Genomic DNA, 17,563 nt, shown 5'->3' with positions numbered 1-17,563 from the left:
TTGACAGTGGCCAGCGTCGTCATTCGTGGATTGGGATGCCAAATCGTTCGCTGAGTTCACGCTCGTAGATGCCTGCCCGCCTAAGCGCGACAGGCCCAAGATCATGGCTGCGTATTGTCTCCGTGTGCACCTGTCTAATTTCCTGTAGATGCCTGAGATCGAAATTTCCAATGGTCACGCTCGACTGATGCCGGCGGTGAGAATTGAGCGAACGGGGCGAGAACGCGATCGAGCCATTTTCGAGCAGACGCAAATATGTCACCCAATCCCCGGCGTTGCGCAGAGACATGATCTCTTCGCTGTGCCTGGTCAACGCATTCCGCAGCGCCTCCCTTCGAAACAAGACGCCACTGACGTTTGGAATGGTGTTCTTGAGGTAAAGCGCCTCCGCGATTTCCTGGCGGCCGTCCACCACGTAGGGTTTCGTCCAGCGAGACCGGTCGATGTCCGACACATAGTCGAGATAGTGCTCGGACAGAATACGGCCGGCGCCGTCTATCTGGCGCGACTGGCAATAGCTCATCACCACTTCCTTGCGCTCGAAGGCGGGCAGAAGCTCGGCCAGAAAATCGGGATCGGCGAGATCGTCGGCCTCGGCGATCCAGACGTAATCACCGCGCGCCATTTCGACGCCACGCATCCATTGGCGGAATACCGAGCCCGAATTTTCGGCGTTCACGACCAACCTGCACGGGATGTCGCAACTGGCCAGAAACTGCTCAATGACTTCGACACTTTCGTCGGTCGAAGCGTCGTCAAGCACGATCAATTCATAGGGCTTTATCGTCTGATCGACGATCGAGCTTAGGCGCGCACCCAGATATCGGGCGTAGTTGTAGTTCGGCACGATGACCGACACCCGCGGCGATGGCTTTTCGGCGTAAATCAGCAGGTCATGCAGGTAATGGCTGAAGCTGAACTCCTGGCGGACAATATCGCGGCCAACGCCTGCCAGGCGCCGGGCTTGGCCCGCATTGTCGAGTAGATTGGTGATAGCCTTGGCCATCTCATCGGTATCGAAGGCTGGCACAAGGATCCCGCAATCACGATTCAGCAGGTCCTGGAAGCCGCCAGCGCCTTCGAAGGCAACGACCGGTATTGTGGCGTCAAGCGCCTCGAGCACCACCGAGGGGAACGGATCCTCACGCGAGGTCAAGGCGTAAATATCAGCGGCGAAATAGTATTCCTGCGGATTTTCCACCAATCCGACAAAGACGAAGCGGCCCTCCAGTCCCGCTTCTTTCACCCGTCGCATTTGCTTGGCGTGAAAGCCAGTATCGACATGACCGACCCAGACTGCAACCGCATCCGGCCTGGACGCCATAACGTTGAGGCAAGCATCAACGAAAAGATCGAGGCCCTTGCGATGGTCGGCATAGCCCGCGCACAGGATGATGCTTGCATTTGTCGCAAGCCCTAATCTTGCGCGGACCGCCTCGCGGACCTGCTGGCGATCATCGGCGAGGTAGGGCGTACGCAGATAGAGGCCTTGCGGTCTGACCACCGACTGGCTGACCGGTCGGCCAACAAACTCTTCGAATCCGGCTTTGACGATCTCGGCTGGAAAAACGATGGTGTCAGCGCTCTCGACAATGGCTGCGGCTGCGTCAGCAAGACCGTAGGAAGCCAATATACCAGGCAATTCGTGGACGAGGCAAACCGTGCGGAACCCCGCCTGCTTCAAAAGCGGGACAAGCTTGCCGGATACGGTGGTGTTCACGACGGCCACCTCGGCGCCGGCGTTCCTGATGGCGGACAGGCGTTTCAACACATCGGCATCGCCTTGCTCAGGCAAATTGATCCTGTGCACGGTCGCGGTGTGGGCGAAACGGCCGAGCAGCGGCCCGTCGCCCAGCACGATGAGATCGGGCTCAAACCCAAACTGCTTGAATCCCTTGGCCAGATTGAGAGCCAGCAATTGCGCCCCATGCGGGTGGGCGTCGTGGGAAACGATTGCAATCCTGGCTTTGGACTTCCCCTTCGCCGCCTCCAAGGCATCGCGAGTCGCTTGCAGATAGGCGTGGCCGTTAACGCTATCGGGCTCCAGGTGAGCGCCTTCCGCCCACTCGTTCCAGGCATTCACGAAAACCAGCCGCTCGGATGGCTCGCTAACATGGGCCAAGGTATCCTCAATGGCATTATCCAGCCATCTGCGATACAGCGCTGGGGTGTTGTTGATGAACACCGTGCCACCGCGCGTGCGGCGTGCGGTATTGTCCCAGCCCGGGCAAACCGAACGGAAGAGCTTGTATTTGCGGGATGAATAGGTTTCGCTGCGTTGCGGAAAAACCGACCAGTCATAGACGGTCGTGGCAAAATCCTCGTGCAGCGGCGTCACTGTATGCGTGACATTTGGCGGCGCGGAATTGTTTGGCGGAAATTCCACAGCGGCATCGAAGCCGTAGCGGTCGGGGGGGACAGATTCGAACGATTGGGTGTAGGCCAGGAAAATCTCGCCAATGCCGTTCTCCCGGCACCATGTCCGCCAGCGCCGCGCTGTTTGCGCCGCCGCCGGGAGCAGGCTGGGGCGATAGACGAGCAGCAGCGGCTTGCCGTCGATGCGGATGTAGCGAGGGTCGCGAAGATAGGGCGCGACCTCGGCGATGAACGCGAGATCATCCTGAGGGGAGTGGTCCTGAGCGATCAGTATCTCCTGGTCCATTCCGTCCCAGCGGCGCGACCAATTCTCGTTGGCCCAGCAGACGCAGAATGGCATGTCGAGGCTTTTATCCTCGAGCCAGTTTTCGAGCGGCCTTTCCAGGAGCCTCTTGCCGCCGAACCAATAAAAATAGAAGCAGAAGCCTTCCACTCCATAGAGCCTTGCCAGTTCGATCTGGCGATGCTGCACGGCGGTATCGCTCAAGTCGTAGTAGCCGAGTGTATCCGGCACGTGCGGCTGGTGGTGACCGATAAATTGCGGCTCAGCGGGCCGGACATTGACCCATTCGGTGAAGCCCTGTCCCCACCATTCATCGTTTTCGGGGATCGGGTGGAATTGCGGCAGATAGAACGCGATGACGCGCACCGGCTTCTGGAGCAGCGGCGGCGCATCGAGAAGCGGCACATAGACTGGTTCGGGCGAGAAGATCGGGCCGGAACTGACCAGCGCCCCGCGCAAGACCATCGCGTTGCTGCCCACAGGCGCTTGGGGTGCCTCCATGCTTCTCCAGGCACGGTAGGCATTGGTAACGCCAAACAGCGAAGGAAAGGTCGAAAACGCCGCTCTCTTCAATTTTCGCTTGAGGTCGATGGAGAGCGGCAGATTGTGCCAACAAGCGTAGGCACCGCGAATCGCCAAGCGGCGAACCCTTGTGCGAACATCGCCGATAGCGCGGACCCAGCTCCCAATCCCGCGTAGAGGCTTGGTCACTCGCCACGACGTGCTGGCATAAACGGCATCGAGAACCTCATGCAACCGGGTTTCCTCGGATCGCGCATCGTCGCGATCCGCAAGCAGCGCACTTGTCGCCTTGTGCGCCATAGACAAATTTTGTTGCAAGAGTTCGATCTCTTTGTCTCTCGCAATGATCTGTGTCCATCTTCGAGCGATCTCTTCGTCTCTCGCGCTGACTTGTGCCCTTGTGCTGGAGATCTCGTCTTTGTGGGCTCGGATTTGTTCGCGCATTTCAGCCATCTCGCTGGAGAAAGCCTCGTTGCGTGCCCTGTGATGCCCCAACAACTTCCTGTTGGTTTCGATCTCCTCTTCCATGGTGGTTGACTTCAACGACCATGGATTTCCGGTTTGATCGATCGCCCTGCTCTTCGTATCGTCGAGAGAAACCACGCTCCCATCGGCGAGTGCCACCTGGCCGTCCACGTTGCGCGCGCCAAGGACGTTTTCCGGAATAGGCAGCTTCGTTACAATACAAAGCGAGTTCAAGAACTCGACGGAATGAACCGATGCGAGAGAAACCTCATCGAAGGTGACTTTGTGCCTGTCGGCGAAAGTGGCCAAGACGTCAATACGATGGCGATCCAGTCCCCAATGCTCATGGTTGACCACGTCAAGCAGGCGCTTGAAAAACGACATCGAGGAAAGCGGATCGTAGAGACCGCCCTCGAATTCCTGCCAGTAACTGCAATGCAGATCTTCGGCGATGTACATGCCCCCTTCGGAAAGGTGGGGGAAATATCGTGCGAACGAGCGTATTATATCCGAGGACAGGTGCGATCCATCATCAATGATAATATCATATTTTTCCGACATCGAGATGATGTCGCGCTCTGTTTCATCAGTATTTGCGTCACCTACGGAGATCTTTATCTTCTGGCTGGCGAAAGCAAGATTTCCGCAAGCCAGATTGACATCACAGCCAACGATTACCTCAGCATTGGAGAAATATTTCTCCCATAGCTCCAGGGATCCGCCATTCTGAACTCCGATTTCCAGGATTCGAACCGGCGTGTCTCGATACTCTGAAAAAATATGGTCATAGGTGCTGAGATAGATCGACCATTTATCCGACACTTTGCCGCGATGCGCGTCGTACAGGTCGCGAAGTGAAACGTCCTGCTTTGCAGGCCGCGCCGTTTTCGCTTTGGCGCGTGCCTTGCCAGCAGGCATCGCATCGCGCAGGGTCTCGGGTGAAGGGTGCTTGTTCATGCCGTCAATGCCTGTTTCGTCCCGCCGAGGAGAAGCCGGTGCACCACCGCTTCCGTCGATTGACGCCAGTCCGGTGCGTTCCAGCCAAAGGCGGAGGCGAATTTCGCGTTCGATAGAAGGGAATTGGCGGGGCGGCGCGCCTTGGTCGGATAGTCCATCGTAGCAATGTCCCGTACCCGCGCCCAAGGACCACCAGACACGCGGCTTGTGTCCAGGATGTGACGGGCAAAGCCGCTCCAGTTGGCCTCGCCGGTTCCGGCCAGATGATAGATGCCGGATGTGGCGGCGCCCTCGTGCAGCTGTGCCGCCGCATGCAGGATTGCGTCGGCGATATCAAGTGCCGATGTTGGATTTCCCCACTGATCGGCCACCACCGCGATCTCGTCGCGGTCGGCGGCAAGTTTTAGCATGGTCTTGACGAAATTCTTGCCGAACGGGCTGTAGACCCATGCGGTGCGCAGGATCAGATGGCGCGGATTGGCCGATGCGACCGCCTGCTCGCCGGCAAGCTTGGAGGCGCCATAGACGCTGCGCGGTGCAGTGGCGTCGGTCTCGACATAGGCGCCAGCGGCGGTGCCGTCGAAGACATAGTCGGTCGAAAGATGGATGACGGGAACGCCCAGACGGGCCGCGGCTTGCGCCACCTTGCCGGCGCCGACGGCGTTCACCGCGAATGCCAGATCGGGCTCGTCCTCGGCCTGATCCACCGCCGTGTAGGCGGCAGCCGACACGACGATATCCGGCTTCGCGGCCGCGATGGCTTCGATCACGGTTTCGGGTCTTGCGAGGTCGAGTTGCGGACGGCCAATGGCGACGACCTCAGCGCCGGCGGCGGCCTGGCCGGCCTCCATAAGGCTTGCCGCGACCTGCCCGTCGCGTCCGGTGACAACCAGCCTCACGCCGCCCCCTTGCGCGCTTCGCCCAGCCGTTCACCGGCATAGCGCTGCTCGCGGATTGGTCCCCACCACCATTTGTTGGCGAGAAACCAGTCGACGGTCTTGGCGAGGCCGCTGTCGAAATTCTCGTTGGGCGCCCAGCCCAGGTCCCGGCCTATCTTCGAGGCGTCGATGGCATAGCGGCGATCGTGACCGGGGCGGTCGGTGACGAAGGAAATCAGGTCGCGATAGCTCTTGCCCCCTGCCCGCGGCCGCCTGCTGTCGAGGAGATCGCAAATCGTCTCGACGACGCCAAGGTTCGTCCGCTCGGAATTGCCGCCGACATTGTAGCTTTCGCCCGGCAGTCCCCTGGTCGCGACAAGTTCCAGCGCGCGTGCGTGATCCTCGACGAACAGCCAGTCGCGCACATTGGCGCCGGCGCCATAGACCGGCAGCGGCTTTTCATCGAGCGCATTGAGGATGACCAGCGGGATCAGCTTTTCGGGAAAGTGATAGGGTCCGTAATTGTTCGAGCAATTGGAAAGCACGACCGGCAGGCCATAGGTTTCGTGCCAGGCCCGCACCAGATGGTCCGAGGCCGCTTTCGAGGCGGAATAGGGCGAGGATGGCGCGTAGGGCGTTTCCTCGACGAACATGCCGCCGTCGAAGGGAAGATCGCCGAACACCTCATCGGTCGAGACATGATGGAAGCGGAAATGGCTCTTCCTGTCTTCGGGCAGGCCGCGCCAGTATTCCAGCGCGGCATTGAGCATCTTGTAGGTGCCGACGATGTTGGTCTCGATAAAGGTGCCCGGCCCATCGATCGAGCGGTCGACATGGCTCTCGGCGGCAAGGTTCATGACGATGTCGATATCGTCGCGCCGGAGAATGTCGAGCACGGCCCTTTCGTCGCAGATATCGGCCTGCGCGAAGCGATAATTGTGTGCGTTCTCGATCGGCCGCAGCGAGGCCAGGTTTCCCGCATAGGTAAGCTTGTCGAGATTGGTCACCCGATAGGCCGGGTTGGCGCACAGATGCCGGCACACCGCCGAACCGATAAAGCCAGCACCGCCCGTCACCAGAAAATTCATGCCGCTGTCCTCACATAACCCATCAGGCGAACACCTCGGCGGCGGCCAGCAGCGGCGCCTTGAGGTCCTTGTCCGAGAGCTGGAACCCGCCGCTCAATGACGGCCACTCGATGCCGATGTCGGGATCGTCGAAACGGATCGACCGGTCATGCGCCTGCGAATAGGTGTCGGTCACCTTATACAGGACCTCGGTGTCGGGCACGAGCGTCACGAAACCGTGCGCGAAGCCTTTCGGCACCAGAATCTGGTTGCCCTTTTCGGCCGACACTTCGAGAGCGACCCATTTTCCGAAGGTTTTCGAACCGCGGCGAATGTCGACGGCGACATCGAGAATGCTGCCCCGGATGACGCGCAGCAGCTTGTCCTGCGCGCGCGGCGCAAGTTGGTAATGAAGCCCTCGCAAGACGCCCGCCGCGGCGGAATAGGAATGATTGTCCTGCACGAAACCCAAGTCTATGCCGGCCTGCGAAAAGCGCTCGGCATTGTAGGTTTCCACGAAGAAGCCGCGCGCGTCGCCATGTCGCTTCGGAACGATTTCCAGCACGCCATCGATGCCAAGGGGCCTGACCTCCAACACCTAGCCCTCCGACAGGTCGACGACACGCCGGCGCAGATAGGCGGCATACTCATTCTTGCCCAGGCGGTCGGCGCGACGCAGAACCTGATCCACTGTCAGCCAACCCTGTTCAAAGGCGATCTCTTCGGGACAGGCGACCTTGATGCCCTGGCGGTGCTCGATGGTGCGCACGAAGGAGGAGGCCTCATGCAGGCTGTCATGCGTGCCCGTGTCGAGCCAGGCAAAGCCGCGCCCCAACCGATGCACATGCAACTGGCCGCGCTCGAGGTAGACGTTGTTGACCGCCGTGATCTCGAGCTCGCCGCGCGCCGAGGGACGGATGGCAGGGGCGATGTCGACGACGTCGTTGTCATAGAAGTAGAGACCGGTGACCGCCCAGTTGGATTTCGGCACCTGCGGCTTTTCCTCGATCGTCAGCGCCGTTCCCGTGGCCTTGTCGAAGGAAACCACGCCATAACGCTGGGGATCCTCGACATGATAGGCGAACACCGAAGCGCCCTTTTCGCGCGAGGCAGCATCGCGGCAAAGCTGCGACAGTCCATCGCCGAAATAGATGTTGTCGCCGAGGATCATCGACACGTTGTCCTTGCCGATGAAATTGCGGCCGATGATGAAGGCTTCCGCCAGCCCGTTGGGCTGCGGTTGCTCGGCATAGGACAGGTCGAGGCCGAACTCCGATCCATCGCCAAGCAGATCGCGAAAAACCGGCAGGTCACGCGGCGTCGAAATGATCAGAATTTCCCGGATACCCGCGAGCATCAGAACGCTCAGCGGATAATAAATCATCGGCTTGTCGTATATCGGCAGAATCTGCTTAGAGATTGCTAATGTTAGCGGATAAAGACGCGTTCCACTGCCTCCAGCAAGGATAATTCCTTTCAAGAAGCTCTCCTTGACATGCCTAAGCCCCCCGGCCCGAGCTGTCCGTGCTTAGGTTCCATGCAATGGCTTGTCAATCTCGGCGTTCGGCAAACGACCGGGCCAGATTCGGCGCCAAATCCATGGCCACTTCCAGGCGACGCATTGCTATCGTCCTGCCAAGGCCGGCCTGACGGCAACAAGCAGATTGTCATCATGGGCGGCGGTCGACTCGCCTCTCTGGCTCAACCGCTCAGCAAGTCCCTTGTGAAAGATAACGCCATTCATATAGGCGAAGGTCATCGCCAGCGCCGCCGTTCGCAAGGGATAGTCGACCAGGGAATGAACGAGAAGAAACGATACTGAGAGAAACGCCATTTTCTGCAGCGGATCTCGCCGTGCCGTAACGGAAAACGCAAAAAGCAATATCGAGTAAGCTGCGACCAGAAAGACAACAGGAGCGCCACCTTCAAGTGCCAATTCCAGATAATCATTGTGGGCGTGATTGACGTAGGGCTTGAAGATCATCTCTCCCTTTTCGTAAATCTGGTAGACTTTCGGAAAACTGCCAAAGCCCACGCCCGTCGCCCAGTTCTCTTCAATTCCCGCGATCGTCGTGCGGGCAAATTCGGCCCGTCCAAAGGCCGGGTCAACCACCTCCGCATCGATCTTCGTCCATGCCCCGATCGTGTAGAGCGAAAGCCCGATGAAGACAGCGGGTATTCCATACCCGCCCAGCCTCGAGCGCGCGGACAGAAAGACGACTGATACTATGGTGATCGCCAGCCCTATCAGAATACCGGCGCGCGAACCGGCGGCCAGAAGCAACAGCAGCAGCGTTATCAAGCCGAGCGACCCGGACAGAAGGTGCCCGCGAAACAGGCCGTAGTAGACAACGAAGGGGATGGAGACGAAGAGCAAAGCTGAAAAATGGTTCTGGTTGGCAAACAGTCCCGCATTGATCGTGAACGGCAACAAACCCTGTATGGCAACCGTATCGGAGAGCGAATACTGGATCGCCGCAGCCAGTCCGTTACAGATGACACCCATGAAAAAGAAGGGCAGAAGGCCGTAGACCTGATCTGGGCGCAGGCGGGTGACGCTCAGAAAGAATGCAGCCATCGCCACGAAATACAACAGACACTCGATCGTACGTCCCACGCCGACACTGACGAAACGCAGCCCGGTTTCACCGCTCAGCCTCGGATTTGCAAGTAGAACCTCAGGCCGCAATCCGCTCAACAGGGCGGCGGGCAGCGGCACGATTTGAAAACAGAACACCGCAAGGCCCAGAGCGAGCAACCACAGGGCCGAACGAGGGATGCCGTGCCCCGACGGCCTTGAAAAGACGGCCGCGGCCGAGACGATCGCCGCCACCTCGATCAGCGCTTCGGTGTAGAGACCGCTCGCGGTGCCGCCGCCAATCAGCACCGACAGGAAAAGAACCGACCCAAGCAGATATTTTTCCCATTCCGTGGACCGGGTCGACCGCTCTCTCAAGATGAAACTCTTTCGATGCTCAATTTGTGCATGACCAGCGTGCCAACGTACCGAAATCGCCAGCTCTCAGAGATGGCAGCTGTTTCCAGCCGCAACAATTGCATGGGACACGCGCTTGGTCCGATCGCGAAATCCAGGCTCAACTGCCGCCGATTGAATGTGCCTTCCGGAATGTTGAACCGAGCTATTTCGCCCGCCGGATCCGCGCATCTGATGGACCAGAACAACTGCTTGGGCAGCTTCAGGTTTCTCGCGGAGGCGATCAGGGAAATCCTGTAGGAGCCGGGAGGCAGTTCAACATATTGCTGGAGCGCGGCGTTCTTCACCGGCGTATTCAGAAATCGGACAGTCGCTCCGCTGTCGCTTTCGCCGGCATCGCGCGACCCCGCAAAGGTAATTTCCAGACCGGATCGATCGTGAAGCTGCCAATCGAATGGCTTGCCACTGCGGACCGGCTCGAAGCCGCCATTGAAAATGTAACCGCCCAGCGTCCGCTCCTGATCGGACAGGCTGAACAGGAACAGCCGATAGGCCGCCTCGTATTCCTTCTGCCGGATGTACCCGTTGATTACGGCAGACAATTCCTTCGACGTCGGTTGTGAGCTCGATCCGGCAAGGTCAAGCAACAGTTGATTTGCGACGCGCAGGCCCCGCGGATCCTTCCCAAGGGCGGAGAAAAGATTGGATCTCCACGGCGCCTCGATCCTTAAGGCCGCCAGGACAGCCTGATATCCGTCCGGGTTTGAAAGAATAGCCGGCAAGCCCGCCGCAATGACTGGAAATCTGTCGGGCCACCGGCGCAGCAACGTGTCGATCTCGGCAACGGCCTTTGACAGATCGCCCACCTCGATCGAACGATCGATCGATCTCTGAAGCGAATGGATTTCAGTCTTGGACAGCTTGCGAGCCTGGTCGAAGAGTTCAAAAGCCGCGTCTTTCTCGCCTTGTCGATACTCAATCTCGCCTATCAGGCTGTAGAGCCGGGCATCCGCGACATTGAAACGAAGCGCGCGCTTCGCCTTTGTCGCCAAGAGGTCGAGATCAACACCGTCGCCTGTTTCGCTCAACCGACCGGCAATTTCACCTATCAAGGCATCTATGTTCAACGGATCGAGCGCAAGCGAGACCGCCGGCGTTTCCGACTCAAGAAGCCGACTTAGCCCTAGTGACGAAACCGCCAACACCAGAACGGAGGCGACGAACCAAACGCCTGAACGCCGGAGATTTCGCGTGAGCGGGCTGGCCTGCTCCGTCATCGACTTTGCCCTCAATTTTCGGGGTACTCGCGCCATAGTCGTAGTACTGATAGTTCATGTATTTATAGGCGTAATTGTAATCGAATTTATTGACCGTAAATTTCGACATCGCGGCTCCGATCACGTTCGCACCGGCTGAGCGCAGACGCTTGAGTGCCGTTTTGGCTGACTTGCGTGTGACCTGATTGGTCGAAACGACCATCAATGTGCCTTCGGCAAGCCGGCTGAGGATTGGTGCGTCGGAAAGACCGACGACCGGCGGGGCATCGATGATGACCAGATCGAAGCGTTTGCCTAGATTGGTCAAGATCGACGCCATCTTCGGCGACGAGAGCAGGTCGGCCGGATTCGGCGGAATCGTTCCGGACGTCAGCACGGTGACATTGGGGTATTTCGTCGGTCTGAAAATGCCCGGCAGATCGTCCCTGCGAACAGTATTCGTCAGCAGGTTGCTCAACCCGATCGCATTGTCGAGGCCGAACAGCCGATGCAGGTTGGGTTTGCGGAGATCGCCGTCGACAAGCAGAACCCTTGCGCCGAGTGCCGCGAAATCCTGGCCAAGCTTGAACGACGTGGTCGACTTGCCTTCCGACGGTTCCGAACTGGTCACCAGCAGCGATCGCGGCGCGCCCTCCGCACCGGAGAACTGCAGCGATGTTCGCAGCGAACGATAGGCCTCGGAGAGCCCGGATTTTTGATCGGCGATGCTGGCTATGAGTTCGCGGTCACCGACAAGCGGCAGGATGCCGAGCATCGCCAGCCCCAACTCTTTCTCGATCTGCTCCGGATTGGTGAAAGTGTTGTTCAGCAGCTCGATAATGTAGATGATCGATGCAGCCAGGGCCATGAAAAGTGCGAGAGCGACTGCCAGATTGATGCTCAGACGTGGAGAATAGGGGGCTGTGGGCAGCGAAGCGAAATCGACTACCGCAGCGCTTTGCGTTTTGAGTTCCGAGCTAACGCCGACTTCATTCAGCTTGGCGATAAGGCTGTCATACTGCGACCGATTGGAGTCGACTTCGCGCTTCAGGATCGTGTATTTGATATTCTTGTCATTGAAGACGACCTGCTGCCTCTCCATCTCCGCGAGCTTGGATTTGAGGTCGGCTTCCTTGTTCTGCGCTTCCTGATATTTCAGCCGCAACGAATCGGTTATCGCCAGCACGCCGTTGTTGTGGAGTCGCTGCAGTTCCTTGATCTGCGATTGCAATTGCTGCATTTCCGGAAAGCCGGGTTTCAGGATGCCCAATTTCTGCTGATACTGGCTGGTCAGGTCCGCCAGTTTATCGCTAAGCTTCTGCAGACCTTCGCTTTCCAGAACCGGACCGAGGCTCGACCCGCGGCCCTTTTCTATCTGATCGACCACCCGCCCCGCATCAAGACGCTCCTGGATTGCCGTGGCCAGGGCGGTGTTCAGGGCTTCGATGTTCGAGCCGATCAGCGATTTGTCGTCGCCGGTAACCGTGATGCCGGCATCTTTTGCATAGGTGACCAGTTCCTCTTCGGAGGTCTGCAGCTTTTGCTTCACCTGCAAAACCTGTTCCTGGATGAACTGCCGTGCCAGATCGGAGGTCTCGCTGGTCTGATCGAGACGTTGATCGATAAAACTCTGCGCGACCTGATTGGCAACGTCGCTTGCATATTTCGGCTTTTGATCGACGAAGGTGATCGATAGCAGGCTTGTATTGGTAACCAGATTGACCGTCAGGTCTTCCTGGATGCGCTTGATGGCAATTGCCTCGCGCTCTTCGGGCGTTTTCTCCTCAATGGAAGGTGATTTGGACATCCCGAACGCACGGTAAACAATATTGCTCGGGGAAAAGCTCGGCGTCGGAAATAGAAAGTCCGGCTTTTCGCCAAGCCCAAGCTGAAACACCACCCGCTGAGCCAATGCCCGGCTCTTCAGCTTCTCCCGCGCGGTCAGGAAGGCCCGGACGTCGCTGTTTTCGGAAACAACCTCAATGTCCTGAAACACTTTTGCCGAAGGCACCAGAACTTCGAGCTGTGTCGTCGCCTGATACTTTGGTGTCTGCATCATCGTCACGATAACGCCGGCAACGAGCCCGGCCGCCGCCATCATGACGATCAGCCAGCGATACTGGACGATGTATAAAAGCAGCTTGAGCGGGTTGAACCCCTCATCCTGGCCCGCATAGTCGCGACCATACGGACCGTAGTTTTGCGGCACGTCGTAATAGAAGTCCGCGGACAGGGCCTGGCCATGTCCGGGTCCGGCAAGTTGAGGCTGCCTGTTGCGATCGAGCATAGGCGAGGTGATCCTGGGGTTGTCCGTGTCTACGGAATGACCGCAATGCGGGCAGCGCTGGAGGCGAGGCCCAGGGCATCCTTCAAATTGTTCATCGCAATTTTCGACTTCGAAGCGAAAACGACCACCACGTCGCCGCCATAGATGCGCGGGTTGCGGTTCTTGCCGGCGCGGATTTCCTCGACATTGTAGTTCGCGACCAGCTTGTTTTGGCCGACATTGCGATAGACGAAGACCTTGCCGGCATCACCGACCGGATTGAACCCTCCGGCAAGGGCGATCGCATCAAGCAAGGAAGCGCTGCTGGACACCGGATAAATGCCGGCCTTGTTGACTTCACCGTCGATCGTGATGCGCTGGCCAACCGATTCCTTGACGAAGATGGTCACGTCAGGCGATTGCAGGTACTTTTCACCATAGGCGGTCTCGACTTCCCTCTCGAGCTGACGAACGGTCTTGCCGGCCGCGGTCATCGTTCCAATCAGCGGGAGCGAAATCTGCCCGCCTGCATCGACCTGAACGGTTCTGTTCAAATTGTCGACCTGGAACACGCTGATCTCGAGCACATCGTTGGCAGACAAAGGCTGCTCGCTGCCGTTCTGCGTGTTCTGCGGCGCTGGCAGATCCTTAACCACCTGCAGCGTGCCGCCGCCAGAGAGGGCCGTTGAAGACGCCGCCGGTCGCAGCGCATCGACAGAACTCGTGGATGACGTCGATGTCGACGCAGTGCTGGCGCAAGCAGATATCGCCAGCGATGCGAGGAAAGCAGTGATGGTGCCCGCATGACGCCTTGCAAGATCGAAAATGCCCATCACAGGGACCCGCTCTTGAACAACCGGCCAAATCCGCCGAAACGGCCTACGCTGCTGACACTCGACTTTTTCGCACGCCGCTTTCCGATGGGTACGAGCGGGCGATCCTGCAATATCGCTTCCGGGCGGGTCACCGCCATATTGTAAGCCTCATCGTCCCCACATCGGTTCGCGATGGCGACGACCGCCTGCGAAAGCCCGGGGCGTCGCCGGCTGGCGCCATGCGTATCCGAGGCGATAATGTCCACCCTGCCCTCATCGAGGAGCTTTTCCGAGAAGTAGAGCGCCGTACGTCCGAACGCGCCTATCACCGAATCAGCCGTCAACTGGATAAGGCAACCTAGTGCATTCAGCCTCTCGATGACGTCGTAATTCCCCTTGATCCAGGTCAACCGTTCCGGATGGGTGAGGATCGGGACGAAGCCGGCGCTGATGAGGCGAGTAGCGAGGTCTTCGAGCCGTGGCGGCAGGATGTGATGCGGCGGCTCGAACAGGAAATAGCGGGATCCGTTCAAGGTCGGCACGGTGCCAAGCGTCAGTCGATCGGGAAGATCAGGCGCGACATGAACATCGGCGCCGACGTACAGGGAAAGCGGTATCGCAGCGCGACGGAGTTCCAGCTCCAGCGCCTGAACTGCCTCGGCGATGTTCGGCGTGGCGTTCCTATAGACGCCCGGCATCACATGCGGCGTGCATGCCATATGCGTCGTGCCGTCGGCCACTGCCAGCCGCGCCATCTCCAACGACTCTGCGAGGTCAGGAGAACCATCGTCGAGGCCGGGGAGGATGTGTGAATGCAGGTCGATCATTGGCGCTTCTGGCTGCGGGGAGGCAAAGCCTCGTCTCGACAAAACACAGATGCGTCACCCGCATGATGGCGAATGACGCATTTAACAAATTTACACACAACAGAGGGTGTCGGATCTCGGCTACCGGCTGACGGCGTCATCGTCGTCCTGCAGACCGATAATAAGAGCGGCGGCGCCACCAACCGCGGCCCCGCCCAGGAGAACCGGCAGCATGCCAGGTTCCGAGGTGCCAGGTATAACCGTCGCAACTGGCGTATCGAGCGAAACGCACATGCCGCCTTCGATAGGGTCGACCTTGACGGTGGCATTGGCTGGAATATCGAGCGCGCAATTGGCTCCGATAGCCAGCGAAGCAGACGCCTGCGCCCCGGTCATGATGCGCGCGCCCGCATACACCGGCGCCTCGGCATCCACCCCTGCATAGCCGCCGGCCTGGGACATCTGGACATCACCCCGGACCTGCGTAAGACGACCTATCGCGTCTGCGGACGCCGGCACGGTCACAAGACAGGAACAGGTTTGCTGAGCGAAAGCGCCGGGCGTTGCGAACAGAATGCCCTCTGCGGCGAGTGCAACAAAAACGAAAACAGCCCCGAATCGATGACGACCCGTCATTTTTTACCCCACCCAAACTGCAACTCACCCTCTTGGGACGAATCACACCCGCTCCACCCCAAGAAATAGAGCGATATGGTTAACGAACTCATCAAACCTGGCCCGGTACCGGTCAGTCCAGCCCAAGGCAAGCCCCACCGTTATAGCGTCAAACGCCGCTGCCCTCCGTCAGCGGCTGACGCCGTTGTCGTCATCCTGCGTCGCCGCGAGCACGCCAGTCGTCAGAAGCGCGCCGGCAAAAATCGCTTCCGGCGGGCCGAACCCACCGCCACCACCGGACGGCTGGATGGCCGCCGTCTGCTCGAAGCCAACAAGCTTGAGGCAAATGTTGTTGCCGAAGCGGGAAACATCGAGACTCGAATTGGCCGGCACATCCAGGTTGCAGCCGCCGATCAGGACAGAAGCCGTCCCCTTGGCGCCAACCACCACACGGCTGCCGAAATCGAGCGCATTTCCAGCCTTGGCCGGGCTATAGCCAGCCGCTTGCGACACCATCACGTCGCCATTTGCGGAACGGATTGATCCGATCGGATTTGCTGGGCCTTGATAAGCGGTCGCGCAGCTGCACGAGGCGTCCTGGGCGAACGATGAAACCGGACCGAACCCGAGTGACGCAACAAATACGGCAAGCGCAGTTTTAATCACAAGGTTCATCTGTCTTTGATCCCCTCTTGCTGCGCCCTTCAGACGCACCAGTTCAAAGATAGTAAATTAGCGCGTATCAGTTCTTGGCCACAATTCCAACCCCATTTCGCGCGCGTGACGCAATTTAACCTGATACGTGACTGTCCGGACACAGTGATCTAGCAAAACTGCATGAACAGTTTCGACCGCCTATCACAGGTTTCTTATTGTCGAGCGATAAATTGAAATTTCCTTTCCGCGTTGACTTACTCGATGTGGTTTGATCAAGCCGAGCGCGCGATACCATTCTGCAAAACTGCCTAATATATTGAATTATCAATACATTTTTCCGCTTTAGATCTTTCCCCATGACAGCCATACGATTTCAACCATTGGTCATGCCGACTGCATGCAATTCGAGATCGCCTCGATACTGATCGCGACCAATGAGTAGACCGGTCGGGCTCGGCTAGCCAATTCCTGCCCTCCCGCATTGAGGTCTGGCCCCATGACACCACCTCGATCCAGCTCACCAAATCGGTGTGCCGCAGACTTAGAGCCTCTATCGCTTATTTGGGCCGTACCACGTTCCCTTGCCGGTTCCATGTTGGGCCAGATGGTTCGCTTCCACCAGAACGGCTAGGTGTTTTTTGACGGTGTTTCGGTTTGCGCCTGTCAGGTTGACGACCTCGCTAATGGTTATGCGCCCGCGTTCCTTGATGGCTTCAACGATTTGAAAAGAGAGTTCGGGCAACGCGCCGAGCACAAGACGTTCCCGCTCGATTTTTTTCTCAAGCCGCCGCTTTTGCTGCTGAAGAGCGCGCAGGAAATACACAGCCCAAGGTTGCCAATTTGGCTTCGGGCTGCGGATCGTTTTCTGGGTCTGACGTAGTGCTAGATAATAGCCTTCCTTGCTGTTCTCAATCACGCTTTCGAGTGAAGAGTAGGGCACATACACGTATCCGTTGCGCATCAGCAGGAGCGTCGTCAGAACGCGCGACAACCTTCCATTGCCGTCCTGGAATGGGTGTATCTCCAGAAACACAACTGTGAAGATTGCGACGACGAGCAGAGGGTGCAGGCTTTGCTCGCTAAGTGTGTTGCGAGTCCACTCGATAAGCTCCTTCATCCGCTTTGGTGTATCAAAGGGTGTCGCCGTTTCGAAAATGACGCCAATCTCTTTCCCGTCGGCATCGAACGCACTGACATTGTTGGCGAGTGTCTTGTATGCGCCACGATGGCGCTCGTCCTTGTTGCTGAACGCCAGCAGGTCACGGTGTAGCTGTGTCAGGTGGTTTTCGGTCAGATCAATCGCATCGAAATGCGCGAAGATCATTTCCATGACCTGTGCATATCCAGCGACTTCCTGCTCGTCTCGGGATTCAAAGAATTTGATGTCGAGGTTGGCGAGCAGCCGCTCTACTTCGCCGTCAGTGAGCCTGCTTCCTTCGATGCGGGTAGAAGAGCCAATGCTCTCGATGGTCGCAACGCGGCGCAGAGCCGATAGGCGCTCTGGCGCGAGCGCTCCCAGCGCTCGCCAAGCCCCTTTGAATTCGTCGATCTCCGAGACCAAGGCCAGGATTTCGGGGGTAATTTGTAAGGAAGCGACCTTCAGAGCCATACCCAAAAATATACCCAAAAATACCCAAAAACTCAAGAACCGACGTTACCCAATAA

Annotated in this window: 13 protein-coding genes; all 13 read right to left on the bottom strand. The window is 58.4% G+C overall.

What is annotated here, in order from left to right; genetic code table 11:
* Positions 1–19 precede the first annotated feature (19 nt).
* Positions 20–4,603 carry a glycoside hydrolase family 99-like domain-containing protein gene (locus tag EOA16_RS08735; RefSeq protein WP_127257183.1) on the bottom strand — a complete coding sequence of 1,528 codons (4,584 nt, stop codon included), beginning with the start codon at positions 4,601–4,603 and terminating at the stop codon, positions 20–22.
* Positions 4,600–5,502, bottom strand: coding sequence for a dTDP-4-dehydrorhamnose reductase (gene rfbD, locus EOA16_RS08730; RefSeq protein ID WP_127257182.1), 903 nt, complete (start codon positions 5,500–5,502; stop codon positions 4,600–4,602). The genes EOA16_RS08735 and rfbD overlap by 4 nt, the downstream gene beginning before the upstream one ends.
* The gene (gene rfbB / locus EOA16_RS08725) at positions 5,499–6,569 is read right to left on the bottom strand and encodes a dTDP-glucose 4,6-dehydratase (RefSeq protein ID WP_127257180.1); all 1,071 of its coding nucleotides are present in this window, start codon (positions 6,567–6,569) and stop codon (positions 5,499–5,501) included. The genes rfbD and rfbB overlap by 4 nt, the downstream gene beginning before the upstream one ends.
* Before the next feature lie 22 nt (positions 6,570–6,591).
* Positions 6,592–7,146 carry a dTDP-4-dehydrorhamnose 3,5-epimerase gene (rfbC, locus tag EOA16_RS08720; RefSeq protein WP_127257179.1) on the bottom strand — a complete coding sequence of 185 codons (555 nt, stop codon included), beginning with the start codon at positions 7,144–7,146 and terminating at the stop codon, positions 6,592–6,594.
* Positions 7,147–8,028, bottom strand: a complete 882-nt coding sequence (gene rfbA, locus EOA16_RS08715) for a glucose-1-phosphate thymidylyltransferase RfbA (RefSeq protein ID WP_127257177.1) — start codon at positions 8,026–8,028, stop codon at positions 7,147–7,149.
* Between the two features lie 144 nt (positions 8,029–8,172).
* Positions 8,173–9,504 (bottom strand): O-antigen ligase family protein, encoded by a 1,332-nt coding sequence (locus EOA16_RS08710; RefSeq protein WP_127257176.1) that lies wholly within the window; start codon positions 9,502–9,504, stop codon positions 8,173–8,175.
* A complete protein-coding gene (locus EOA16_RS08705) occupies positions 9,501–10,760 on the bottom strand; it encodes a hypothetical protein (protein WP_127257174.1) in 1,260 nt (419 codons plus the stop codon). The genes EOA16_RS08710 and EOA16_RS08705 overlap by 4 nt, the downstream gene beginning before the upstream one ends.
* On the bottom strand, positions 10,648–13,026 hold the full coding sequence (locus EOA16_RS08700) for a polysaccharide biosynthesis tyrosine autokinase (RefSeq protein WP_127257172.1): 2,379 nt from the start codon (positions 13,024–13,026) through the stop codon (positions 10,648–10,650). Before EOA16_RS08700 ends, EOA16_RS08705 begins: the two co-directional genes overlap by 113 nt.
* Before the next feature lie 29 nt (positions 13,027–13,055).
* Complete coding sequence (locus tag EOA16_RS08695; protein WP_127257171.1) at positions 13,056–13,838, bottom strand: polysaccharide biosynthesis/export family protein; 783 nt, start codon at positions 13,836–13,838, stop codon at positions 13,056–13,058.
* The gene (locus EOA16_RS08690) at positions 13,838–14,647 is read right to left on the bottom strand and encodes a CpsB/CapC family capsule biosynthesis tyrosine phosphatase (protein ID WP_127257169.1); all 810 of its coding nucleotides are present in this window, start codon (positions 14,645–14,647) and stop codon (positions 13,838–13,840) included. Before EOA16_RS08690 ends, EOA16_RS08695 begins: the two co-directional genes overlap by 1 nt.
* A 120-nt stretch (positions 14,648–14,767) precedes the next feature.
* On the bottom strand, positions 14,768–15,262 hold the full coding sequence (locus tag EOA16_RS08685) for a hypothetical protein (protein ID WP_127257168.1): 495 nt from the start codon (positions 15,260–15,262) through the stop codon (positions 14,768–14,770).
* A gap of 168 nt (positions 15,263–15,430) precedes the next feature.
* Positions 15,431–15,916, bottom strand: coding sequence for a hypothetical protein (locus tag EOA16_RS08680; protein WP_127257166.1), 486 nt, complete (start codon positions 15,914–15,916; stop codon positions 15,431–15,433).
* Positions 15,917–16,448: 532 nt separating this feature from the next.
* Entirely contained in the window at positions 16,449–17,507 is a 1,059-nt protein-coding gene (locus tag EOA16_RS08675; protein ID WP_127257164.1) for a DUF977 family protein, read from the bottom strand.
* Positions 17,508–17,563: the final 56 nt, after the last annotated feature.

Source organism: Mesorhizobium sp. M7A.F.Ca.US.008.03.1.1 (assembly GCF_003997495.1).
In the GTDB taxonomy this organism is placed as follows: Bacteria; Pseudomonadota; Alphaproteobacteria; order Rhizobiales; family Rhizobiaceae; genus Mesorhizobium.
Note: the sequence above shows the minus strand (reverse complement) of the source record. Positions and strands in the feature narration are given on the sequence as shown.

Excerpts from the sequence above, each read along its gene's own strand:
- EOA16_RS08735 (WP_127257183.1), bottom strand. The coding sequence starts at position 4,603 with ATGAACAAGCACCCTTCACCCGAGACCCTGCGCGATGCGATGCCTGCT.
- rfbB (WP_127257180.1), bottom strand. The coding sequence starts at position 6,569 with ATGAATTTTCTGGTGACGGGCGGTGCTGGCTTTATCGGTTCGGCGGTG.
- EOA16_RS08705 (WP_127257174.1), bottom strand. The coding sequence starts at position 10,760 with ATGACGGAGCAGGCCAGCCCGCTCACGCGAAATCTCCGGCGTTCAGGC.
- EOA16_RS08700 (WP_127257172.1), bottom strand. The coding sequence starts at position 13,026 with ATGCTCGATCGCAACAGGCAGCCTCAACTTGCCGGACCCGGACATGGC.
- EOA16_RS08695 (WP_127257171.1), bottom strand. The coding sequence starts at position 13,838 with ATGGGCATTTTCGATCTTGCAAGGCGTCATGCGGGCACCATCACTGCT.
- EOA16_RS08690 (WP_127257169.1), bottom strand. The coding sequence starts at position 14,647 with ATGATCGACCTGCATTCACACATCCTCCCCGGCCTCGACGATGGTTCT.
- EOA16_RS08685 (WP_127257168.1), bottom strand. The coding sequence starts at position 15,262 with ATGACGGGTCGTCATCGATTCGGGGCTGTTTTCGTTTTTGTTGCACTC.
- EOA16_RS08680 (WP_127257166.1), bottom strand. The coding sequence starts at position 15,916 with ATGAACCTTGTGATTAAAACTGCGCTTGCCGTATTTGTTGCGTCACTC.
- EOA16_RS08675 (WP_127257164.1), bottom strand. The coding sequence starts at position 17,507 with ATGGCTCTGAAGGTCGCTTCCTTACAAATTACCCCCGAAATCCTGGCC.